We start from the raw sequence: 21,898 nt of genomic DNA, 5'->3' as shown, positions 1-21,898 counted from the left end.
CGGCTCAGAAGGCCACGCGCAGGGTGCGCAGCCGGGCCACCAGGGGGGGCAGCAGGGTCAGGTCCGGCTGGGTGAAGGCGGGCCGGAGGTTGGGCATGCGGCGCAGCAGCGTGCGGAAGCAGACGTCCACCTCCATGCGGGCCAGCGCCGCGCCCAGGCAGTAGTAGGCGCCCATTCCGAAGGCCAGGTGCTTGTTCGGCTTGCGGGTGATGTCGAAGCGGTCCGGGTCGGCGAACACCTCCGGGTCCCGATTGCCCGCCATGTACACGAGCACGAAGAGCTGGCCCGCGTCGAACTGGCGGCCCGCCAGCTCCAGGGGCTCGATGCTGGTGCGCATCATCGCCGACGCCGGGCCGTTGTAGCGCAGCATCTCCTCGATGGCCCCGGGCATCAGCTCGGGGTTCGCCTTCAGCTGGTTCAGCTGTTCGGGGTGCTCCAGCAGGAGCATGAGGCCCTGGGAGATGAGGTGCGCCGTGGTCTCATGCCCCGCGAACAGCAGCAGCACGCAGTTGGCGACGATCTCCTCCTCGTTGAGGATCAGGCCCTCGTTCTGCGCCGCCACCATGACGCTGATGAGATCGTTGCGAGGCTCGCGGCGGCGCGCGGCGATGATGGGGCGCATGTAGTCATGCATCTCCAGCACGCTGCGCTGGCTCTGGCGCAGCGTCTCGATGGAGGACCTGCGGAACAGCGGGACGACGTCCGCCGACCAGCGCAGCAGCAGCTCGCGGTCCGCCGTGGGCACCCCGAGCAGCTCGGCGATGACGTTGGCCGGCAGCGGGAAGGACAGCTGGCTCACCACCTCCATCTCGCCCCGGTCCTGCACGGCGTCGAGCAGCTCGTCGGTGAGCTCCTGCACGCGCGGGCGCAGCCCCTCCACCGTCGCGGGGGTGAAGTACTTCTTGAAGACGCGCTGGAAGCGCAGGTGGTCCTGCTCGTTGGTGTGCCCCACCCACAGCCGGATGGCGTCGCGCACGGGCTTGAGCTCCCGCTTCTCCTCCTCGGACATCTGGTCCAGCCAGCCCGTCATGTTGGCGGCGACCAGCCGGCGGTCCTTCGAGGCCGCGACGATGTCCTCGTGGCGCGTCAGCACCCAACCGTTGAATTGGGGACTCCTGTACACGGGCTCGTTGGCCCGCAGCCGGTGCAGCAGCGGGTGGGGGTTGGCCGGTACTTCCGGGGAGAAGAAGTTGTAGGTCGGAGGTGTCTGAACGGAAGCAGCTGCCGTGCTCATCGAGGGGGTTCCAGGTGGACGGGGGGGATGTGACAAACCCGTCAGGACGGCATTTCTACCAAGTTGCCTGCCTGGGCTGCTCGCGGGCGGGTCCCCCCATGTAGGTTTGGGGTCCGACCCAGACGGTCTGTGAAGTCTCCCCAACCGTCCGCCCCTGGAATCTGCCCCGCAGGATCCCTTTGCAAGAGGGGGCCGACGCGCCTTAGAAGACCCCCGATTGCAGGCGCCCGATTTTCGCCGATCGGTCGTCTGTGGACAGTCAGCGGACAGAAGGAAGGACGGCACTCACAATGACGGACAGTTTCAAGAGCAAGAGCCAGCTCAAGGTGGGCTCTGCGTCGTATGACTTCTACAGCCTCGCCAAGGTGGGTAAGGACCACGCCTCGGTCGCGCGCCTGCCCTTCTCGCTGAAGATCCTGCTCGAGAACCTGCTGCGCAACGAGGACGGCCGTGTGGTGAAGCGCGAGCACGTGGAGAAGATGCTCGCCTGGGACCCGAAGGCCGACCCGGAGACGGAGATCTCCTTCCACCCGGCGCGCGTGCTGCTGCAGGACTTCACCGGCGTTCCCGCGGTGGTGGACCTGGCCGCCATGCGCGAGGCACTCGCCTCCCTGGGCGGTGATCCGGCGAAGATCAACCCGCGCAACCCGGCGGACCTGGTCATCGACCACTCGTTCCAGGTGGACGTGTTCGGCACCTCGGACGCCTTCCGGGCCAACGCCGAGCTCGAGTTCGACCGGAACAAGGAGCGCTACGCGTTCCTGCGCTGGGGCCAGAACGCGTTCAAGAACTTCCGCGTGGTGCCCCCCGACGTGGGCATCTGCCACCAGGTGAACCTGGAGTACCTGGCCCAGGTGGCCTTCCGTCAGGGCAACGTGGTGTGCCCCGACACGCTGGTGGGCACCGACAGCCACACCACCATGGTCAACGGCCTGGGCGTGGTGGGCTGGGGCGTGGGCGGCATCGAGGCCGAGGCGGCGCTGCTCGGCCAGCCGATCACCATGCTGATTCCGCAGGTGGTGGGCTTCAAGCTGACGGGTCAGCTGCCGGCGGGCGCCACGGCGACCGACCTGGTGCTCACCGTCACGCAGATGCTCCGCAAGAAGGGCGTGGTGGGCAAGTTCGTCGAGTTCTTCGGCAACGGCCTCAAGAGCCTGTCGCTGCCGGACCGCGCCACCATCGCCAACATGGCGCCCGAGTACGGTGCCACCATCGGCTTCTTCCCGGTGGACGAGGAGAGCCTCAACTACCTGCGCTTCACCGGCCGCCCGCCGGAGCTCGTCGCGCTGGCCGAGGCCTACTTCAAGGAGCAGGGCCTCTTCCGCACCGACAGCACCCCGGATCCAGTCTTCACGGACACGCTGGAGCTGGATCTGGCCACGGTCGTTCCGAGCCTCGCCGGCCCCAAGCGCCCGCAGGATCGCGTGACGCTCAAGGACATGAAGTCCGCCTACGAGAAGTCGCTGGTGGAGATGCTGGCGGCGGGCAAGAGCAAGGGCGAGGACGACGAGGGCGGTGGCAAGGCCAAGGCCGCGGCGGCCCCGGTGCCTCCTGAGCGCCTCAAGCAGACCGTCACCGTGAAGGCGGGCAACCAGAGCTACGAGCTGGGCCACGGCGCGGTGGTCATCGCCTCCATCACCTCGTGCACCAACACCTCCAACCCGGCGGTGCTGCTGGGCGCGGGCCTGCTGGCCAAGAAGGCGGTGGAGCGCGGCATCAACGTGAAGCCCTGGGTGAAGACGAGCCTGGCCCCGGGCAGCCGCGTGGTGACGGACTACCTCAAGGAGGCCGGCCTCATGCCCTACCTGGAGGCGCTCGGCTTCCACGTCGTGGGCTACGGCTGCGCCACGTGCATTGGCAACTCGGGCCCGCTGCCGGACCCGGTGGCCGATGCCGTCACCTCGGGTGATCTGGTGGTGGCCGCGGTGCTCAGCGGCAACCGCAACTTCGAGGGCCGCATCAACCCGCACGTGCGCATGAACTACCTGGCCTCGCCGCCGCTGGTGGTGGCGTACGCGCTGGCCGGTGAGGTGGGCAAGGACCTGGACAACGAGCCGATCGGCACGGACCGCAACGGCCGCCCGGTGTTCCTCAAGGACATCTGGCCCTCGGCCGAGGAGATCCGCCAGGCCATCTCCAGCTCGGTGAAGCCGGAGCAGTTCCGCAGCCAGTACTCGCGCGCCATGGAGGGCGACCAGCTCTGGCAGCAGCTCCCGTCGGGTGGCAGCAACACGTTCAAGTGGGACCCCAAGTCCACCTACGTGCGCAAGCCGACCTTCCTGGAGAACATCCCGGCCGAGCCCAAGCCGCTCGTGGACATCAAGGCCGCCCGGGTGCTCGCGGTGCTGGGTGACTCCGTCACCACGGACCACATCTCGCCTGCGGGCAACATCGCCAAGACGAGCCCTGCGGCGAAGTACCTCATCGAGCAGGGCGTGGAGCCGAAGGACTTCAACTCCTACGGTGCGCGCCGCGGCAACCACGAGGTGATGGTGCGCGGCACCTTCGCCAACATCCGCCTGAAGAACCTGCTGGTGCCGGGCGTGGAGGGTGGCGTCACGGTCCACATCCCCACGCGCGAGCGGATGAGCATCTACGACGCGTCCATGAAGTACCAGCAGGACGGCACGCCGCTGGTGGTGCTGGCGGGCGCCGAGTACGGCACGGGCTCCAGCCGTGACTGGGCGGCCAAGGGCACGGCGATGCTGGGCATCAAGGCGGTCATCGCGAAGAGCTTCGAGCGCATCCACCGCTCGAACCTGATTGGCATGGGCGTGCTGCCGCTGCAGTTCGAGGCGGGCCAGGACGCGCAGAGCCTGGGCCTGACGGGCCACGAGGCGTTCGAGATCACCGGCATCTCGACGGATCTGGCGCCGCAGAAGAAGCTCACGGTGAAGGCGACGGGCGAGGGCGGCACGAAGGAGTTCACGGTGCTGTGCCGCATCGACACGCCGAACGAGCTCGACTACTACCGCCACGGCGGCATCCTGCTGTACGTGATGCGTCAGCTGGCCAAGGGCTAAGCCAACTCCCCGCTCCCCCCACTCCTCCCTCTCCCTCTGGGAGAGGGTCGGGGTGAGGGTATGTGAAGTCCACAGCGGCCCGGTGTGCCCAAGAGGCGCGCCGGGCCGTTGTCATAATAAAGGCCCCCCAGAAGCGTTACTCCGCCTTCAGCCGAGCCCAAGCGGCGCGGTAGCGAGCCAGCCGCTCCGCGTCCTTGGAGGTAACGGCCGCCAAACGCCGCACGTCCATGTTGTCCTCCAGGTCGGCCAGCTTGACCCGGCGTGCGAGCGGGTGAGGTCGGACGCGCTCGATGAAGGCCTCATACGTCTCGCCCTCGCGCTTCGTCAGGCAGTCCAGCGCGCCCAACACCTCCTCCGGGTAGCCGAGCTCGCGCAGGCGCTCCAGCGTCCAGGGCGAGTCCTCCACCACGTCATGGAGCACGGCGACCATCCGCTCCGTCTCCGTCTCCAGACGAAACATGACCCGCAGGGGATGAAGGATGTACGTCTGCCCGGCCTTGTCCCGCTGGCCCTGGTGGGCCTCCACGGCGAGGGCGATGGCGTCTTCCAGGGTGGGCACGGGGAGGCCTCCGTTCACCAGATGCCCTTCTTGCTGCGCTGGGCCTTCTTCTCGCCCTCGCGCTTCTTGTTGTCCAGACGACGCCGCTGGGAGCCCTTGGTGGGCTTGGTCTTGTGGCGCTTCTTGGGGACGTAGGTGAGGGCCTTGAGGCCCTCGCGCAGGCGCTCGAGCGCGGCGCCCTTGTTCTGGGCCTGGCTGCGGCGCTCGGTGCCGGTGACGGACAGGCCGGTGGGAGGGTGGGTCAGCCGCACGCCACTGGCCGTGGTGTTGCGGTGCTGACCGCCCGGGCCGGAGGCGATGAAGTACTCCACCTCGCACGCGCGGAGCAGTGCGTCATCATCCAGGGAGAGGGCCTCCAGCGCAGCCTGACGGCGAGAGGGATCGACAGTCATGTGGGCGCCACCCTAGTCACACTCGGGGAGTTGTGCACCGCCCGTGACCCGGTGGGCTCCTGAGCGACGTCTCGCCCAGGCTCCGGTGCCTCACCTCATGAGCCGCTTGCGGAGGGGTTTTTCCTCGAGCAGGCGGCGCGCGAGCTTCTGGCCGAACGTCAGCAGGAAGAGTCCCATCAAGAGCTGCGCGCCGAGGACGATGCGGTTGACGTCCACCGCGGGCATCCAGCTCACCTTTCCATTGCGCACGACGAAGGCCCCTGCCGGCCGGGCCCGCAGGCCGAAGCCGCTGCCGTAGCCCTTGCCGGCGCCCCCTGCATTCTCCGCTCCCTCGGGCGCGGTGCCTTCACCGCCGCCGCCACCTCCGCCACCGCTCACCCAGGCCGCGGGAACCAGCGTCACCGCGCCCTGTTGGATGGGTTCTCCGAAGACGCGCCGGACATTGAAGGCGTCGCGAGCCCTGTCGATGACCTCGTTGACGTCCATGGTGCTCTACCCCCTGTGTTCGAGGACCGTCTCGGATGAGGTACGCACCCGCTGAAGGGGTCGCATCGGGCGCTTGCCCGGAGGTTCCTTCGGCCCTGGAGCAGGAAGGGGTGCCTCTCGGAATGAGAGGAATGGGCTCTCCGGATGAGAGGGCAAAGCTCTCATTTTGAGAGTATTTTGAGCTCCTCTGAAGGTGGAGCCATGTGATTTCAGTGGTTTAGCTGTTGGCAGGCGGGTTGCTCTAGGGAAGGGCCAGAGAAGCACTTCTGGGGAGACGACTTCAATGTCCATCGAGACCTGGCAGATCGACAACGCCCACACCTCCATCGGCTTCACGGTGCGGCACATGGTGGTGGCCCGGGTGCACGGCCGCTTCTCGCGCTACGAGGGGAGGCTGTTCGTGAACGGCGGCCTGGAGAACACGCAGGCGGAGGTGAAGATCGACGCGGCGAGCATCGATACGCAGGTGGAGGCGCGTGACAAGCACCTGCGCTCGCAAGACTTCTTCGACGTGGCGGCCTTTCCGCGCCTCATCTTCCGCAGCCGGCGCGTGGTGGCGGCGGGTGGCAACCGCTACCGCGTGGTGGGGGACCTGACCATCAAGGACACCACGCGCGAAGTGACGCTGGACGCCGAGTTCCTCGGCCGGGTGACGGATCCGTTCGGCGTCGAGCGTCTGGCCTTCAGCGCGCGCACGAGCATCGACCGCAAGGACTTCGGGCTGACGTGGAACAAGGGGCTGGAGACGGGCGGAGTGCTGGTGGGGGAGCGCATCGACATTGAGCTCGATGTGCAGGCGGTGAAGGCGGTGGCGGGGGCGAAGGCCGCGTGAGTCGGCGAGGCACAACTGGCCGACCCCTCAGCCGATGTGCCGCAGGGCCCTCGGGCATCGAAACAGCTTGGAGAACAGGAGTACCCTATGATGATCGTTCGACCATCGGAAGCACGCGGACATGCGAACCACGGGTGGCTGGATTCCCACCACACCTTCTCGTTCGGTGACTACTACGACCCCAACTACATGGGCTTCCGCGCGCTGCGCGTCATCAACGAGGACCGCGTGGCGCCGCGCAGTGGCTTCGGCACGCACCCGCACCGGGACATGGAGATCATCACCTACGTGCTCTCGGGGCAGATCGAGCACCGGGACAGCATGGGCACGCTCGGCGTGCTGCGCGCGGGAGAGCTGCAGCGGATGTCGGCGGGCACGGGCGTGCTGCACAGCGAGATGAACCGCACGGGCAAGGAGCTGCACTTCCTGCAGATCTGGGTCCTCCCTGAGCGCAAGGGCCTGACGCCGAGCTACGAGCAGAAGTCCTTCTCGGAGCAGGAGCGCCAGGGCCGCTTCCGGCTGGTGGTGTCGCCGGAGGGGCAGGATGGCGCACTGAAGGTGCACCAGGACCTGCGGCTGTACAGCACGCTGCTGGGGAAGGGAGAGCAGACCGAGTACTCGCTGGCTCCGGGCCGGCATGCCTGGCTGCAGGTGGCGCGTGGCGCGGGCTCGCTCAACGGCGTGGAGCTGAACGCCGGGGACGGGGTCGCCCTGTCGGATGAGTCGCGCCTGGTGCTCTCGGCCACCGAGCCGTTGGAGGCGCTGCTGTTCGACCTGGCGTGAGACTCATGGGCTGTGCCACCCGCTGAACGTCATGAGCGGGTGGCGGGCCCGACCCCGCACTTCGACAACGACATTGCCGTCGACTCGGTCTATCCCAGCGCCCATCAACCGGTGCGCGAGGAGACCTCACGACAATGAGCGAGAATGCGTGGATTCGAAGAGGGATGTGGGTGCTCGGAGCGGCCCTGTGCCCGATGCTGGGCTGCGATCCGGAGCCAGAGCCTCAGCCGAACCCGGATCCGGGGACTCGGGTCCAGCTGAGGGTGCCGCTCTACTCGTACATCCCGGATGCGGCGGGGGATGGCCTCAAGGCGATGGCGGCGCGGCTCGAGAGCGACTTCGAGCGGCAGCACCCGGAAGTGGACCTGGTGGTGAATCCCTCGTGCTTCAAGGATGACCTCTACGAGCCCGCCCAGCTCGCGAGCTCCCTGAAGGGGGAGGGCGACTGTGCCTACGATGTCGTCGAGACGGACACGGCCATCCTGGGAGAGCTGGTGGGCACTGGGGCAGTGCGTCCCTGGTCCGCGTTGCCACAGGGGCCGAACTGGCACCCGGCGGGCATCGCGGCCTCGACGCTGGATGGCAAGCTATACGGCGTGCCCCACTGGCTGTGCGCGCACTACATCGTCTCGCGCAGCGAGTCCGTGAGCAACGCCCGGACGGTGGACGAGCTGGTGCGGATCCTCTCGTCGAGGAAGACCCCGGAGGTGGACCTGGCCGCCAACCTGCTGGGGAGCTGGAACCTGCCCTCGCTCTACCTCGATGCCTGGACGGATACCTACGGCCCCGCGCAGGTGCAGTCGGCCGTCACCACGGAGCGCTACGACACGCAAGTGATTGCCGGGCTGAAGAAGCTCGCCGGGGCCTGCGAGACGTCCACGGGGAATCCCTGCATCGATGGGACCTACGACGCCGCGGAGAACGTCGACCTGCCCGCGACCCTCTTCGCGGAGGGCAAGGCGGACGTGACCCTGGGCTACTCGGAGCGGTTGCACACCATCCTGAAGAAGCTGCCCGCGGGGGCGAACCGGGAGGAGCTGCGCATCTCCCCCGCCCCGCTGGGTGAGGGCAACCAGCCTCTGCTGTTCACCGACTCCTTCTTCCTCGGGGCCAGGTGTGTCGACGAGTGCGAGAAGGCGGCGATCGCGTTTGTGAATTACATGAGCCAGGCGAGCACGTTCGCGTGGATCCTCCTCAGCGAGGACGCTCCCGAGGCCGGACGCGTGCCGCGCTACCTCATGCCCGCGGCGCTGGACGCCTACCAGGCGCCTGGGTTGAGGGAGGATCCGTTCTACCAGCAGATCGACCTCACCACTCGGACGGGTGGGGCGTTCCCCAACAAGGGCTTGCTGGAGATCCGCAAGACGATGCGGGACCACATCCTCCAGGAGCTCACCACCGCCACGGCTCCCTGAAGTCGAAGGGGCGCTGTGAGACGCGCTCGGGGACAGGTGAGCACCCCGAGCGCGTGAGGTGTGCGTTCAGACGATCCGCTTGCCGTTGACCAGCTCCAGGCCTAGCGGGTTGCCGCGGTAGTGGATGGGATCCAGGAGCACCTTGCGGATCTTCCATCCGTCCGGGGTCTTCTCCACCTCGTGCGTGTAGCGGGCGATGATGGTCCACTCCTGCTGGACGCCGCCCAGGGTGAAGTAATGGGCGACTTCCGCGTAGGCCATCACCTCCGCCTGCGTGTTGCTCTTGAAGTGGATTCTCACGCTGTTGGCCGTGGCGTGTTGAACCCTGCTGAAGGGTACCAGGGACGCCCTGCCAAACTCAGCCAGCTCTTCCCGCGTGAGGTGAGAGGGCTCGCCTCCGCCTCGGAACCGGGTGTAGTCCGCGGTGACCTGGGGCGTGAAGACGTTGGCCCAGCGGCTCCAGTCTCCCGTATCGCGGCCGAAGTCGATGGCCTGACCGTACTCCGCCACCAGCTCCTGGATGGCGATCCAATCCAAGACATACTGAAGGTCTTTCTCTTTCATGTCCGTGAGCCTCAGGGGCAGTAGGTGCAATAGAAGAAGCCTTCGTGCATGTAATAGGGAGTCTCGACGCCCCAGCAGGTCGTGGTGCAGTCGTCGTGGGTCTCACAGCCACCCATCTGCCCGTCGACCTCAATGGGGAAAGAGCTCCACCAACTGCTGTAGCGAGGACGATAGAGGGTCACGCAGGCCATGGGCGACACGGTGGACTCGGACACCTCGGGAGCAGAAGAGGACTCCGGCCCGGTGGAGGACGGAGAGACGGACTCGTCCACGGCCGATTCGGGACCAACACCACAGGCCAGCAGGATGCTGGCGGCCAATGACACGACAATGCTCACGGCGCTCTTCATGGGGATTCCTTCCGCGTCAGCACGCGATGGGGTGAAGCACACAAAATTATGCTCTTCACGGAATCCAAGATAAAGCGGTCACGCTCGCGCTCACGCGGTTCGTACGTAGATTGTCCGTGAGGAGGCCCCCCATGGACGATTTCTCTCTGGCGCTTGCGCTCGGTGTGCTCGCGAGCGGGTTGTTCAGCGGGATTCTGGCGGCCGTGCTCTTCCTGCTCCAACGGGTGCTGAAGGGCTTGGACGCTCGAGACTTCACCCGGGTGATGCAGGGCTTCCTGCCCTTGGCGCGCAAGGCGCCCATCAACCTCATCCTCACGCTGGCGTCCGTTCTGGCGCCAGCGGCGGCCTTGCTGCTGGGGCGTGAGGACGCCGGGCGCCTTACCTGGGTGCTGACCCTGGCGGGGATGCTGGCCTTCCTGGTCGGGCCATTCCTCCTCTCCCGGTATGCCGCCGAGCCGCTGTACGACGTGATTCTGGGATGGAAGGTGCAATCACCCCCAGCTGATTGGGGAGTGGTGCGTGAGCGCTATTTCCGCATCAACCGGCTCCGCACCGCGTCGTCGTGGCTCGCTTTTCTTCTCCTGGTTCTGGCGCTCACGCTCCCTCGCTAGTCGTGGGCCCGAGCACTCACTTGACTGACGTGCGCTCGTCCCCCCGTCTGCCCTGCGTCAGATGGAGACTGACCTTTCGGGTGCACGCTCCTTACCTCAAGGGACATGTTGCCACCGTCCCAGCCAGACCCGTTGGTCATGCGGGAGAAGCACCCCACCGAGCACGGTGAGGGACGCGGAAGACTGTCTCCTCAACGCGAGGCCCTGCTCCAGGCGCGCATCAAGGACCTCTCGCTTCGCCTGGCCGGCACGCCGCTCGAACGCCACATCGCGCAGCTCCACGCGGAGCTCGAGGCGAAGGGGATTTCCTTCAAACCCCAGTGCTACCTGTCGGACGAATGGGGATGTCCCTCGGGAGTCCCCGTCATCGGTCTGCCTTTCTACCTCGCCGATCCGGCGCTGCTGTCCATCGAGGCGGACCTGGGGGGCGACGCGGAGACCGAGGCGGAGATCCTCATGTATCTCCGCCACGAGGCGGGCCACGCCTTCAACTACGCCTACCGGCTCTACGAGACAGACGAGTGGCTGCGCGTGTTCGGCGACTACTCGCGGCCCTACCGTGACGATTACAAACCCCAGCCCTTCTCCCGTCGCTACGTCCTGCACATCTCCGGCTGGTACGCCCAGAAGCATCCGGACGAGGACTTCGCCGAGACCTTCGCCGTGTGGCTCACTCCTGGCAGTGATTGGCGCAACCGCTACCAGGGCTGGGGGGCCCTGCGGAAGCTCCAGTACGTGGAAGACATCGTGGCGCGGTTGGGTCGCGCGCCTCCTGTCGTCGAGCTCGCCGAGCCAGACCTCACCACCGAGGAGATGGAGGGCACCGTCCTCGATCACTACCGTCAGCGCGAGCTCGACGAGAAGGTGGACCTCGAGCTGCGCAACGCCTTCGACCAGTCCCTGGAGGAGATCTTCGAGGGCCCGGGCGAGGCGCCCGTTCGAGCGGAGACGCTCGTGCAGGCCGAGCGCCAGCGCTTGCTCTCCGTGGTGAGCCAGTATTCGGGCGTGAGCCGGGGCGTCGTCCGCGCGCTGCTCGATCACCTGGCCGAGCGCACCGCCGCGATGGGCCTCACCCTGCATCCCGATGACAGCCGGGAGGCGGGCCTTCGGCTCGCCTCGCTCGTGACCGTGCTGACCATGAATTACCTCTACACCGACCGCTTCTTCGAGGAATGAGCCATGGCTTTGTCACCCCTACGCATCGCGGTCCTCCACTACCAGCCCAAGGATGAACAACCCGATCCGGTGATGGAGCAGGTGAGCGCCGCGCTCGAGGAGGCGGGACACACTTCGGTGCCCCTCCGCGTTGATGAGAGTGTCTCGGACCTGGTGCGGCAGGTGTCACGGTGTGGCGCCGACCTCGTCTTCAACCTCTGCGAGAGCTTCGCCGAGGACTACCGCTTGGAGGTGAATGTCGCCGCGGTGCTGGAGCTCGCGCGCGTGCCCTTCACGGGCTCGGGGACGGCGGGCCTGCTGCTCGCACAGGATAAAATCCTCACCAAGCAGCTCCTCCAGTTCCACGGAGTGCTCACCCCGCGCTTCGCCTCCTTCGATGGAAGCTCGTTCCAGACGAATGGAGACCTGTCCTTCCCGCTCATCGTCAAGCCGGCCCGCTCGGATGCCTCCATGGGCCTGGGTGTGGAGAAAGACATGGAGGGGCTGGCGCGCCGCGTGAAGAAGATCCACGAGGAGTACAACGACGAGGCGCTCGCGGAGGAGTTCATCGAGGGGCGGGAGATCTACGTGGGCGTGCTGGGCGAGCACTCCCGGCCCGAGGTGCTTCCCGTGGTGGAGCTCGACTTCGGAAGGAAGTGGAGCCGCAAGCGCATGAAGATCGCCGACCGGGAGGTGAAGTTCGGGCCGGATACACCCGGGAGCCCCCAGCTCGTCCTGCCGAGAGATCTCTCGGACGAGCTGCGCGGTCGAATCGAGCGGGCCGCGGTGACGGCCTTCCGAGCGCTCAAGCTACGCGACTACGCGCGCATCGACTTCCGCGTGTCCAGCGTCACCAACGAGCCCTACCTGCTCGAGGTGAATCCCAATCCCTATCTCGAGGCGAAGTGCGAGGTGGCGCTCGGAGCGCGGGAGACGGGCCTGTCCTATCCGGCGCTCATCCAACGCATCGTCGAAGTGGCCGCGCGCCGTCATGGGCTCGGGCGAGGTACGGCCCGGCCCGCGCTCGCTGAGAGCCCGGCGCTCATGTAAGCTCGTTCTCCTCGCCCAGCGAGGAGGCAGATCACATGAAGGCCGCACGGGGTGTCCTCTTCAGCCTGGTTCTGGGCCTCCTCGGAGCAGGGCCTCCATCCACGAAGCGCGATCCTGTTCCGGTGGAGTGGACACGTCCCGCTCCGCTCTACTGGCCTCAGTGCAAGCCGGGCAGCACCTTGACCCTGCGCCACCTTCCCGCGGGAGGGGGCGCGCCCTTCGTGGAGCACATCACGCGCATGCGCCCCGACGATGACTTCCGGGCGGAGCTGCGTTCCGAGCGTGTGCAGCGCGATGGAACGCGCAGCAAACATTGCTGCTCGATGGAGTTCGAACCGTCATTCTGGGGAGAGGGCGCGGTCCTCTCCCGGCAGTTCCTGCGTCGGGACGTCCTGGAGGTCGACGGGAAGCGTGTGGATGTAGAGGTAACCCAGCGCATCTCCACCGCCGGTGGGGGCTTCATGTGTGGCAACCGCCGGGATCCATGCGCGGGTATCAAAAGAGTGGAAGAGATGTGGCGGCGCGTTGGAGCGCCACCCGCGGAAGGGCCGCTTCGTATCCGCGTGGACCTCAAGCCGTGGACCTCCGGTGAGGCGCCTTCCTCCTGCCGCTCTCCCTCGAAGCGGGAGCCCGATGCCGATGGCATGGTGGATATTCGGCTTGCGTTGGCGCTCGACGTGAAGGTCGTCATCGACGAGCGGGTGCACGATTGCATCCGGGTGAGGACGTGGTCTGACCGCCGACCCACGGTCGATGCGGTGGAGTGCCCCAGTGTCCTGGGTGGCTACGCGATGTTTCAGCGCGGTAGCCGGGAGGATGTCCTCGAGACGCTCGAGGTGATCTCCTTCAAGTGCCGCATGCGGAAGTGAGGCTCCCTAGCGGAAGACGGAGAGGGCCGTCTCATAGGTGCCCACGTGGGCCTCGAGCGTGGCGGTGATGGGCTTCGCGTAGCCGCCGCCCAGGGTGAGGACGATCGGAATGCCCCGGTGCCAGGCGGCCTCCAATACCAGACGGTCCCGCTCCTTCATTCCCGCGTGGGTCAGTGAGAGCCGGCCGAGCGCGTCCTCGGCGAGCGGATCCACCCCGGCCTGGTAGAAGAGGATGTCGGCGCCGGAGGCTTCGAGCACCTCGGTCAGGTGTATGGCGAGCACATCGAGGTAGGCACGGTCGTCTACACCATCGGGCAGGCCCACGTCGCGGCTGGAGCGCTGCTTGCGGAAGGGGAAGTTGTGCTCGCCGTGGATGGAGAAGGTGAAGACGGAGTCGTCGCCCTCGAAGACGGCGGCGGTGCCGTTGCCCTGGTGCACGTCGAGGTCCACCACCACGGCGCGTTGGATGCGGCGCTCGGCCTGGAGGACGCGGATGGCGACGGCGATGTCGTTGAAGACGCAGTAGCCCTCGCCGTGGTCCGGGAAGGAGTGGTGGGTGCCTCCGGCGAGGTTGCCGGCGATACCGTCCTCAAGCGCGGCCCGGGCGGCGCCCACGGTGCCCCCCACGGAGGCGCGGGAGCGCACGAGCAGATCCTCGGACCAGGGGAAACCCAACCTGCGCGCTTCCGCCTCGGTGAGGGTGCCCGTCCAGAGCGAGTCGAGGTAGCGCGGAGTGTGGACGCGCTCCAGGTCCTCGCGCGAGACGGGGACGGAGGCCCGGAGCCACTCAGGGGGGATGACCCGGCGCTCCAGGAGCAACTCGCGCAGGAGCCGGTACTTCTCCATGGGGAAGCGGTGCCCGGGAGGGAGCGGGACGACGTACTGGTCACAGTGGAAGACGCGCACGGGTGGGCACAGGCGTAGCGCCCGGACGGAGCGGGTGCAACCGGGGACGATAGACCCGGCCGGCGGCTCGTCCGTTACACCACCGAGCGCGCGCTGGATTTTCGACTCGGATTTTCTCTCCCCGGAGCCCTTTCCATGACCCTGAAGCCCTTCTCGCGCCCCGTGCTCGGGGCCGCGCTCGCCCTCGTCACGCTCGCGTCCTCTCTGGCCCTCTCCGAGGCCCCTCCCATGCCCGCGAAGCCTCAGGCCCAGCTCCAGAGGCCGCCGGTTGTCCAGGCTCCACAGCAGCAGCCGCAGTCCCAGCAGCAGCAGGCGCGGCCGAGGATCGACGTGGTCTTCGTCCTGGACACGACGGGCTCAATGGGAGGGCTCATCGAGGGAGCGAAGCAGAAGATCTTCTCCATCGCGTCGAGGATCGCCCAGGGCAAGCCCACGCCGCGGGTGAGGGTGGGGCTGGTGGCGTACCGGGACGTGGGGGACGAGTACGTGACGCGGCGGTACGAGCTGACGGAGGACCTGGACGGCCTCTTCACGAACCTGCGCCAGCTGCGGGCGGATGGAGGCGGAGACACGCCGGAGCACGTGGGGCGGGGGTTGGGCGAGGCGGTGTCGAAGCTGTCGTGGGATGAGAGCCGGGAGACGATGAAGCTCATCTTCCTGGTGGGGGACGCGCCGCCGGCGCAGCGCAAGGACGACTGGAACTTCAACCACTGGGTGAAGCGGGCGGCGGAGAAGCACATCGTGGTGAACACGGTGCGCTGTGGTGGGGATCCGGAGACGGAGACGCACTGGAAGCTCGCGGCGAAGATCACGGACGGGCGGTACGAGTCGCTGGAGCAGTCGGGCGGGATGGTGGCGGTGGCGACGCCGTATGACGCGGAGCTGGCGAAGGTGAACGCGGAGCTGGCGCGCAAGACGCTGTACGCGGGGAAGAAGGAGGCGCAGGTCGCGAACCGGGTGAGGGCGGAGCAGATGGCGGAGCTGGCGCCGGAGGCGGCGGCCGAGCGCATCCAGTTCATGAAGACGACGCGAGGGGCGGGGAGCGCGCCAGCGAAGGCGGCGGCGGTGAGCAGCGCGCCGGTGGCGGTGGGCGGAGCGGTGGACCTGGCGTCACAGCCGGAGGCGTTGGCGAGCGTGAAGGACGACGAGCTGCCGGCGGAACTGCAGGGGCTGGACGCGAAGGCGCGCGAGGCGAAGGTGAAGCAGCTGGCGGACGAGCGGAAGGCGCTGGAGGAGAAGGCGGCGAAGCTGGCGGCGGAGCGCGACACCTGGCGCGCGAAGAACGTGGCGGAGAAGGAAGACTCCTTCGACGCGAACGTGATGAAGGGCGTGAAGGAGAAGGCGACGAAGTACGGCCTGACCTACTGAGCCGCATCACCCTCTCCCGCTTTGCTTCCAACGCGGGCAGCTCGTCCGGTGAGGTGTGGCAATATTCGTCATTCTGTCAATACTCGCACCGTGGCCACACGGTTCACAAAGGGGCATGCAGAATGGCTAACCCCGCAGCGCAGACCGCATTCGGCCCGATGGTCATCGTGGCTGTCGAGCAGTTGTTCCCGCCAGGGATGCGGCTGATTCAGGATGACGTCGCCTATCGATTCCTTCCAACCGGCATGAGGGCTCTGGTGGTCATGACCCGGCTCTCGTCGATTCGTGCGTGGTTCATCCGGGCCATGGAGAAGAAAGGCCCGGGGCTTTGGGGATTGATGCCGTGTCGGAAGCGATACATCGACGACAAGGTCACCGAGGCATTGAGCGCGGGAATCGAGACCGTCGTGAACCTCGGGGCGGGCCTGGATACTCGCGCGTACCGCCTCGCGGCTTTGGCCAACGTACCGGTGTTCGAGGTGGATCAACCGGAGAACATCGAATACAAGCGGACCAGGCTGCAAGCGTTGTTGGGTGAGGTCCCGGCTCACGTAAAGCTGGTGCCCATCGACTTCGAACGACAGGAGTTGGAGAGCGCCCTGGCGTCACATGGCCATGCGCTCGGGCGCAGGACCTTCTTCATCTGGGAAGGCGTCACGCAGTACCTGACGGAAGCGGGGGTCCGGAAGACGTTCGAGTTCCTGGCCAGGAGTGGACGCGGCAGCCGTCTCGCGTTCACCTATGTTCGCAAAGACTTCATCGAAGGGAGCGCTCTCTATGGCCAGGAGGAAATCTACCAGACCATGCGTGTGAAGAATGACGTGTGGCGCTTTGGGCTGATGCCCGAGCACATCGCCGACTTCCTGAAGGAGTATGCCTGGCGCGAGCTCGAACAGGTTGGAAGTGAGGAGTTGAGCGAGCGATACGTGAAGCCGAGCGGTCGGTCAGTGCCGGTTTCTGCGATCGAGCGGATCGTCTACGCCGAGAAGTTGTAGGCCGGGGAACGGTACGGCAATGGCTCCGACGGTTGAGCTTGCGAGAGCACGGAGATGAGCCGTGCTCCCTGTTCAGCTCCCACCCGGGTGAGTGCTACGCGAGGGCGCGCAGGAACTCCACGAGGGGCGGATTGACGACCTCGGGGTGCGTGAGGTTGGCCGCGTGCGCGGCGCCGGGCACGGAGACGAAGCGCTTGCTGTTGGGCAGGGCCTTGTGGAGGTACTCGCCCTGGGCGTGGGGGATACCGGCGTCATCGGTGCCGTGGAACACGATGACCGGGCAGCGGATGTCCCCGAGCTGGTTCTTGATGTCATCGCGCTCGATGAGGTTGTTCATGGCGGCGACGAAGTTCGCCTTGGGCGTCTGGCGCCAGCGGTCGAGCCACGGGGAGTGGAAGCGCGCGTCGCCGATGATGCCGCCAGCGAGGTTCTGGACGATGTTCTCGGTGGCGCCCGGAGTGCCCCACAGGTCGCGCACCTGGCGGTAGCCGGCGCGGACCTCCTCCTCGTCCATGGTGCCGCGGGTGCTCATGAGGACGAGGGCGCGGACGCGCTCGGGGTAGCGCAGGGCGACGCGGAGGGCACAGTAGCCGCCCTGGGACATGCCTCCGACGATGGCCTGCTGGATGCCGAGGTGGTCGAGCAGGGCGATGCAGTCGGCGGCTGAGTCGTAGAGGTTGAAGGGCTTGCCGTCCCAGCGGGTGCGGCCGAAGCCGCGAGCGTCCCAGCGGATGACGCGGAACTCGGGGGCGAGCGCCTGCACCTGCGCGTCGAACATCCGGCCATCCATGAGGAAGCCGTGAGCGAGGATGACGGCCGGACCGGAGCCGCCGGAGTCCTCGAAATAGAGACCTTGATGGTTGAGCTCGGCAATGGGCATGGGGGCATTTTCTAGCACGGTGGGGCGGCGCGGGCTTGGGGGCCGCGGTCCGGGAGCGGGTCGGCGAGGTGACATCTGAGGGCATGCCTCGACAGGAGACCGCGAAGGTGGGTTATGCTGCGCGAGGGAACCTCGCGAGTGAGGTCACCCGGAGGAGGTTGGGTCTCGATGACCGCGCGTATTGGCAGGGTCGTGGTGTTGCTGCTGGGCTCGGTTCTTTTGGGCATGGGCCTCGGTCGGGCCCTGCTCGGTGGGGAGCCGCCGGAACGGGTGGGCCCGGTAGAATGGCCTCGGGAGGAAGGGATGGTTGTTCCGGAGTCCGAGGAAGACGCCTGGGTGGAGGAGGGCGAGAGCTGGGACTTGGAAGAAGACCTCGGGAAGGGTGACAACCTCGTGTGGGTTCCGAAGCTGGGGTTGGAGGGTCCGTGGAGGGATGGGCGGCGGCCATTGCCGGGAGGGGTAAGGCTCCTCGACGAGCTGCCTCATGGGCTCTGCGAGCCCGGTATCTGTTCGCTCTGGTCGAGTCTCTTCCTCGAGTCACACATGGGGACGGGCGAAGCCTGGGCCATCTTGAAGATCCCCAGGTTCTTCAGTGAGTTCCTGCGCATCGAGAGCAACTACTTCGAAACCCCGGAGATCGACCTCTACAAGCCTCGGGACGCGAAGAAGGCGAAAGGAAGCAAACCCGTGTCGTCCAAGAGCAGCAATCCGCCCGAGACGGCGGAGGTGAGCGTGAACATGAAGGTGCTGACGCTGTGCATCGGCCTGTCGGCGAGCGCCTGCGCTGCGGTGCAGGTGCGTCAGGTGGATACCGAGTGGCTGGAGGACTGCCCGAAGGAAGCCCGGGTGGCCATTGAGGCACTGGGGTTGGGTACTGGCGAGCCGTATGACGTGGAATTATTGGGCATCGACTACACGCGTCGGCAGGCGACGCCGCTCTTCATCAAGGAGGGTCCGGTGGTGGCTCGCTGGGAGGGCCTGCACCTGGGGCCGGACTTCCCTCGCTCCGAACTGGGGCGGCGCATGAAGGGGGCAAAGCTGTTTGGCCGGGCGAAGAGCTACGGCCAGCGGATGTCCATCCAGTTGGACCGATTGGAGTTGGCGGATGGTCGCAAGCTGCCCATCTGCGCCATTGGCTATGACGTCTGGGGCAAGGAGCCCGGGCTGGAGCAATGGGGTCCTGGTTCCCATCCAGGCGTGAATGTCGGCAACACTGATCCAGAGAAGCTATCGGCGTTGAAGGATCTCCGGCCTGGAGAGTTTCCCGTTGCGAACTCGACCATCTGGATCAGCTTTGGGATGACCTTCCGTCCCCAGTGGCTGGCGCGACGTTGAGTCTTGTGGGGCGGGCCAGGGGATGACCTTCGTGACGAACTTCCGAGGCCCGTTTTGTTCGCTCACCTCGAGCGAATAGACGATGCCATCGGCTTCGGCCTCGGGACGCCTCACCACGATGGAGATGTTTCCCTCGGCATCCAGGCGCGTGCCGAGCACCTTGATGCGTCCGACGGGACTGTCGAAACGCGCATGGCCGAATGCGAAGGGCTCGTTGGCCGACTCGATGCGCAAGGTCACGACCGCGAGTCGTGAAAGCGGGAGGGAACCCCAGACCTTGAGCATGGCCTCTCCAACTCTTGCCACTGTGTTGTCCTGCCGAAACGAGAGCTGACGGATGGTGCGCACGGGCTCGCGGAGCAGCAGTTCCGCCGCCACGGCATCGAGGTTCTCCGGTTCGGACGTGATGCACTGGCCGCGCTGGATGAACACCTGCACGTCCATCTCGTCCTCGTCCATCACGAGCGCGAAGACATGGCGCGCGCCATCCTCGGCGGTGATCTCCAGGGTGGGCTTGTGCCAGGTGGGCAGGTGCTTCGCGGGACGGAGGATGACGGTGTCCACACCGAGCCGCTGTACGGCGACGTGTTCCGCTCCGGACCCAGAGAGTGTGACGGCCCGGAGGGGCAGCTCGAACTGGAGCGTCGTCACCATCTGCTTGCGGACGTAGATGGGAGATGAGGGGGCGTTGCTGTCCAGGGGAGCCGGAACGGTGAGCGTGCGTGTCAGCTCGGAGGCGGGAACCTGAGCCGCGGCGCTCCTGGCCAGCAGGGTGAGCATGAGGGTGGCGGCCCGGACAGCGGTGGATGTTCGCATGACTCCTCCCGTAGGAACCGATACCTTACGGCAGAGGTCATGCCTCTCGTCAACGGGAACGCACGCGGGACGTGCGAGGTCGGACGAGCTAAGCCGGCCTCCCGGTCACTCTTTGCGCGGACCTGTCCGACAGTCGGACAAGTTGCGGAAGATCGAGCCCGGAGGGTCCCTCGTTCTGGATTCGTTCGGGTCCCTGGTGGGACTTTCGTCGACTGAGCTGGTGGCGCGGCGCGAAGCCGTTGCGAGTGGCTGCACTCCAGCCGGGCGGACGTAGGGGGCCCAGTCGTGGTCCTCCCGGGTGCCTACCGTTGGGATGTCCTTTCTCCCAAGGAGCCGTGCATGGATCTCACGCCCACCCCGGAAAAGAAGACCCCTCGCCAGCCTGTCCCTGTTCCCACCGCGATGCGCGAGAGCCGCAAGGGAATCATGGACCGGAGCGCGGCGGCCGGGATCCCCGCGCTGCCCCTGCTGGGTCGGCTGCCTCTGAGCAGGCGCATCCCGCAGGATCTCCACTCACTGCTGGATTACCAGGGGGCGCTCACGGTGGCCGGGGTGGGGCTGTTGTCCGGCTCGAAGGCGGCCTGCACGGCCGGACTGGCGTTCGGGTTCGCGGGAGCAGGCGTGTCGATGCTCACCGACTACAGGTTGAGCCTCAAGAAGCTCATTCCCATCGAGGTGCACGAGGTGATCGACTACGTGTGGAGCATCGGCGTCATCGCCGCGCCCTTCGTCTTCGGCTACTCGCGGCGCAGCCGGTGGGTCACGTTGATGCACGCCCTGGTGGGAGCGAGCACCATCGCCGCCTCCCTCTTCACGGACTACCGGGCGCAGCTCGGTGTGCAGTGGGGCCCGGGACGGAAGACCGACCTCGGCCCGGTGGGGGGCTGAGGCCTCCGTCAGGGGGCTCGCACGTGGGAGAGGAGCCAGGGCATGAGCTCCTGCTCCGCGTAGGAGGGCATGAGCTCCTGCTCCGCGTAGGCCGGGTCCCACGAGTCGTGCTCGACTTCCGGATACACGGTGTAGCGCACCGGGGCGCCCACCTCCCGGAGCGCTTGCACCATGATGCGCGACTCCTCGACGGGGATGATGGTGTCTTCTTCCCCGTGGAAGATCCAGGTGGGAACGTGCCGCAGGTGTCGGGCTGCCTCGAGGAAGGGCTCGGGGACGGATGAGGCCGCACCCGGGTTGCGTGGCAGTGTGCGCCTGCCGGGGGCGTCTAGTCCTCCGCAGATGGGCACGAGCGCGGCGAAGCGGTGCGGGTTAGACTTGGTATCGGTAGGTGGTCGCCGCGAGGGTTGCAGTGCGGGCGAGGAATCCGGTTTCGGGCATGGAGTCCCTCCGTCCAAGGCTTCGAAGCTCAGGCCAGGGGGACAGGTGTGCAAGTGGACCGGAGTCCACCCCTCCTCACTCTTCGTCCTCCCTGCTCATCAGCTCGCGCAGGTATCGCTCGCGATGGAGTAGGAAGTCACGGGTGAGGCGATAGTGCTCGGTGTCCTCGTATGCGATGGGTGACAGGCCCTGCTTGGACAGCCAGTAGATACGCGCGTCCGGGTAGGCGAGCAGGATGGGCGAGTGCGTGGCAATGAGGAGCTGAGAGGATTTTCGGCGCGCCAGCTCATCGATGTGCCTTAACAAGGTGAGCTGGTGTTGCGGAGACAGGGCGGCTTCGGGCTCATCGAGGATGTAGAGACCATTGGCCCAGAAGCGGCTGCGCACGAGCATCAGGAAGGACTCGCCATGGGACTGCTCGTGCGGGGAGGTGCCGCCGTAGGCCCCTTGGAGGATGTCAGGCATCTGTTCCAAGACCGTGCCCACGTTGAAGTAGCTCTCCGCGCGCAGGAAGAAGCCGGTGCGAGGGCGGCGGTAGCCGCGGACGAGCCGGAGGAAGCGATGCAGCTCGGATTCAGAGCTGCGGGTGGCGAAGTTGAAGCTCCGCGTGCCACCCTCGGGGTTGAAGCCTGCCGCCGTGGCGATGGCCTCGAGCAACGTGGATTTCCCACTGCCATTCTCTCCGGCGAGGAAGGTGACGCGTGGGTGCAACTCCAAGTTGTCCAGGTCGCGCACCACGGGCAGACTGAACGGATAGCGGTTGAAGTCAGGTATCTGCTCGCGCAGGAGCATCACCGTGCGGATGAAGGTCGGGTCCATGTCTGTTTCCGTAGCACGCGCATCCTATCTTTTGAGTCTGGTGCTCGTCGTCTTGTGCTCATGTGCCGGCGGTGCATCCTCGGTGATGCATGGTTCAGCTCCGCATGGGGGACGACTGGCGCAGAGC

Annotated in this window: 23 protein-coding genes; 12 read left to right on the top strand and 11 right to left on the bottom strand. The window is 66.7% G+C overall.

Annotated elements, in window-relative coordinates; all coding sequences use genetic code 11:
* Positions 1-4: 4 nt before the first annotated feature.
* Positions 5-1,234: a cytochrome P450 gene (locus F0U60_RS42535; protein WP_395808688.1), complete on the bottom strand. Its 1,230-nt coding sequence runs from the start codon at positions 1,232-1,234 to the stop codon at positions 5-7.
* 290 nt (positions 1,235-1,524) lie between these two features.
* Between F0U60_RS42535 and acnA the strand changes: the two genes are divergently transcribed.
* Positions 1,525-4,257, top strand: a complete 2,733-nt coding sequence (acnA, locus tag F0U60_RS42530) for an aconitate hydratase AcnA (RefSeq protein WP_395808686.1) — start codon at positions 1,525-1,527, stop codon at positions 4,255-4,257.
* A gap of 136 nt (positions 4,258-4,393) precedes the next feature.
* On the opposite strand, the gene F0U60_RS42525 is transcribed toward acnA, so the two are convergent.
* The 3 genes from F0U60_RS42525 to F0U60_RS42515 all read right to left on the bottom strand — a co-directional run bounded on the left by F0U60_RS42525 (position 4,394) and on the right by F0U60_RS42515 (position 5,694).
* Positions 4,394-4,816, bottom strand: a complete 423-nt coding sequence (locus F0U60_RS42525; RefSeq protein WP_395808684.1) for a GTP pyrophosphokinase — start codon at positions 4,814-4,816, stop codon at positions 4,394-4,396.
* 14 nt (positions 4,817-4,830) lie between these two features.
* Positions 4,831-5,208 (bottom strand): peptide chain release factor-like protein, encoded by a 378-nt coding sequence (locus F0U60_RS42520; protein ID WP_395808682.1) that lies wholly within the window; start codon positions 5,206-5,208, stop codon positions 4,831-4,833.
* A 90-nt stretch (positions 5,209-5,298) separates the two neighbouring features.
* The gene (locus tag F0U60_RS42515; RefSeq protein WP_395808680.1) at positions 5,299-5,694 is read right to left on the bottom strand and encodes a spore germination protein GerW family protein; all 396 of its coding nucleotides are present in this window, start codon (positions 5,692-5,694) and stop codon (positions 5,299-5,301) included.
* Positions 5,695-5,977: 283 nt separating this feature from the next.
* Between F0U60_RS42515 and F0U60_RS42510 the strand changes: the two genes are divergently transcribed.
* The 3 genes from F0U60_RS42510 to F0U60_RS42500 all read left to right on the top strand — a co-directional run bounded on the left by F0U60_RS42510 (position 5,978) and on the right by F0U60_RS42500 (position 8,724).
* Entirely contained in the window at positions 5,978-6,526 is a 549-nt protein-coding gene (locus tag F0U60_RS42510; RefSeq protein WP_395808678.1) for a YceI family protein, read from the top strand.
* A gap of 87 nt (positions 6,527-6,613) precedes the next feature.
* Positions 6,614-7,309: a pirin family protein gene (locus F0U60_RS42505; RefSeq protein WP_395808676.1), complete on the top strand. Its 696-nt coding sequence runs from the start codon at positions 6,614-6,616 to the stop codon at positions 7,307-7,309.
* Positions 7,310-7,443: 134 nt separating this feature from the next.
* Positions 7,444-8,724, top strand: coding sequence for a hypothetical protein (locus tag F0U60_RS42500; RefSeq protein WP_395808674.1), 1,281 nt, complete (start codon positions 7,444-7,446; stop codon positions 8,722-8,724).
* A gap of 66 nt (positions 8,725-8,790) precedes the next feature.
* Here F0U60_RS42500 and F0U60_RS42495 read toward each other — a convergent pair whose 3' ends face one another.
* Positions 8,791-9,288: a nuclear transport factor 2 family protein gene (locus F0U60_RS42495; protein ID WP_395808672.1), complete on the bottom strand. Its 498-nt coding sequence runs from the start codon at positions 9,286-9,288 to the stop codon at positions 8,791-8,793.
* Positions 9,289-9,299: 11 nt separating this feature from the next.
* Positions 9,300-9,638 (bottom strand): hypothetical protein, encoded by a 339-nt coding sequence (locus F0U60_RS42490; protein WP_395808670.1) that lies wholly within the window; start codon positions 9,636-9,638, stop codon positions 9,300-9,302.
* A 131-nt stretch (positions 9,639-9,769) separates the two neighbouring features.
* Here F0U60_RS42490 and F0U60_RS42485 point away from each other — a divergent pair, with 131 nt between their 5' ends.
* The 4 genes from F0U60_RS42485 (at position 9,770) to F0U60_RS42470 (ending at position 13,323) form a co-directional block, all read left to right on the top strand.
* The gene (locus F0U60_RS42485; RefSeq protein WP_395808668.1) at positions 9,770-10,249 is read left to right on the top strand and encodes a hypothetical protein; all 480 of its coding nucleotides are present in this window, start codon (positions 9,770-9,772) and stop codon (positions 10,247-10,249) included.
* A gap of 105 nt (positions 10,250-10,354) precedes the next feature.
* Entirely contained in the window at positions 10,355-11,425 is a 1,071-nt protein-coding gene (locus tag F0U60_RS42480) for a putative zinc-binding metallopeptidase (RefSeq protein ID WP_395808666.1), read from the top strand.
* Between the two features lie 3 nt (positions 11,426-11,428).
* On the top strand, positions 11,429-12,454 hold the full coding sequence (locus tag F0U60_RS42475; RefSeq protein WP_395808664.1) for an ATP-grasp domain-containing protein: 1,026 nt from the start codon (positions 11,429-11,431) through the stop codon (positions 12,452-12,454).
* 35 nt (positions 12,455-12,489) lie between these two features.
* Complete coding sequence (locus tag F0U60_RS42470; RefSeq protein ID WP_395808662.1) at positions 12,490-13,323, top strand: hypothetical protein; 834 nt, start codon at positions 12,490-12,492, stop codon at positions 13,321-13,323.
* A gap of 6 nt (positions 13,324-13,329) precedes the next feature.
* Here the strand turns inward: F0U60_RS42470 and F0U60_RS42465 are convergent, their stop codons facing one another.
* Positions 13,330-14,229 (bottom strand): histone deacetylase, encoded by a 900-nt coding sequence (locus tag F0U60_RS42465; protein WP_395808660.1) that lies wholly within the window; start codon positions 14,227-14,229, stop codon positions 13,330-13,332.
* 135 nt (positions 14,230-14,364) lie between these two features.
* Between F0U60_RS42465 and F0U60_RS42460 the strand changes: the two genes are divergently transcribed.
* Both F0U60_RS42460 and F0U60_RS42455 read left to right on the top strand, forming a co-directional pair.
* A complete protein-coding gene (locus tag F0U60_RS42460) occupies positions 14,365-15,597 on the top strand; it encodes a VWA domain-containing protein (RefSeq protein WP_395808657.1) in 1,233 nt (410 codons plus the stop codon).
* A 122-nt stretch (positions 15,598-15,719) separates the two neighbouring features.
* On the top strand, positions 15,720-16,592 hold the full coding sequence (locus tag F0U60_RS42455; protein WP_395808655.1) for an SAM-dependent methyltransferase: 873 nt from the start codon (positions 15,720-15,722) through the stop codon (positions 16,590-16,592).
* Between the two features lie 94 nt (positions 16,593-16,686).
* Here the strand turns inward: F0U60_RS42455 and F0U60_RS42450 are convergent, their stop codons facing one another.
* A complete protein-coding gene (locus F0U60_RS42450; protein ID WP_395808653.1) occupies positions 16,687-17,472 on the bottom strand; it encodes an alpha/beta fold hydrolase in 786 nt (261 codons plus the stop codon).
* A 168-nt stretch (positions 17,473-17,640) separates the two neighbouring features.
* Here F0U60_RS42450 and F0U60_RS42445 point away from each other — a divergent pair, with 168 nt between their 5' ends.
* Positions 17,641-18,807: a hypothetical protein gene (locus F0U60_RS42445; protein ID WP_395808651.1), complete on the top strand. Its 1,167-nt coding sequence runs from the start codon at positions 17,641-17,643 to the stop codon at positions 18,805-18,807.
* Here F0U60_RS42445 and F0U60_RS42440 read toward each other — a convergent pair.
* On the bottom strand, positions 18,700-19,623 hold the full coding sequence (locus F0U60_RS42440; protein ID WP_395808649.1) for a DUF2381 family protein: 924 nt from the start codon (positions 19,621-19,623) through the stop codon (positions 18,700-18,702). The two genes, F0U60_RS42445 and F0U60_RS42440, sit on opposite strands and share 108 nt — an antisense overlap.
* A 339-nt stretch (positions 19,624-19,962) precedes the next feature.
* On the opposite strand from F0U60_RS42440, the gene F0U60_RS42435 reads away from it, so the two are divergent.
* On the top strand, positions 19,963-20,511 hold the full coding sequence (locus tag F0U60_RS42435; protein WP_395808647.1) for a hypothetical protein: 549 nt from the start codon (positions 19,963-19,965) through the stop codon (positions 20,509-20,511).
* An 8-nt stretch (positions 20,512-20,519) separates the two neighbouring features.
* Here the strand turns inward: F0U60_RS42435 and F0U60_RS42430 are convergent, their stop codons facing one another.
* Both F0U60_RS42430 and F0U60_RS42425 read right to left on the bottom strand, forming a co-directional pair.
* Positions 20,520-20,861, bottom strand: coding sequence for a prolyl oligopeptidase family serine peptidase (locus tag F0U60_RS42430; protein WP_395808645.1), 342 nt, complete (start codon positions 20,859-20,861; stop codon positions 20,520-20,522).
* Positions 20,862-21,027: 166 nt separating this feature from the next.
* Positions 21,028-21,771, bottom strand: a complete 744-nt coding sequence (locus tag F0U60_RS42425; RefSeq protein ID WP_395808643.1) for an AAA family ATPase — start codon at positions 21,769-21,771, stop codon at positions 21,028-21,030.
* Positions 21,772-21,898: the final 127 nt, after the last annotated feature.

This window comes from Archangium minus (genome assembly GCF_044360475.1).
GTDB lineage: Bacteria > Myxococcota > Myxococcia > Myxococcales > Myxococcaceae > Archangium > Archangium minus.
The sequence above is the reverse complement of the archived record's forward strand: the minus strand, read 5'-3'. Positions and strand labels throughout refer to the sequence as shown.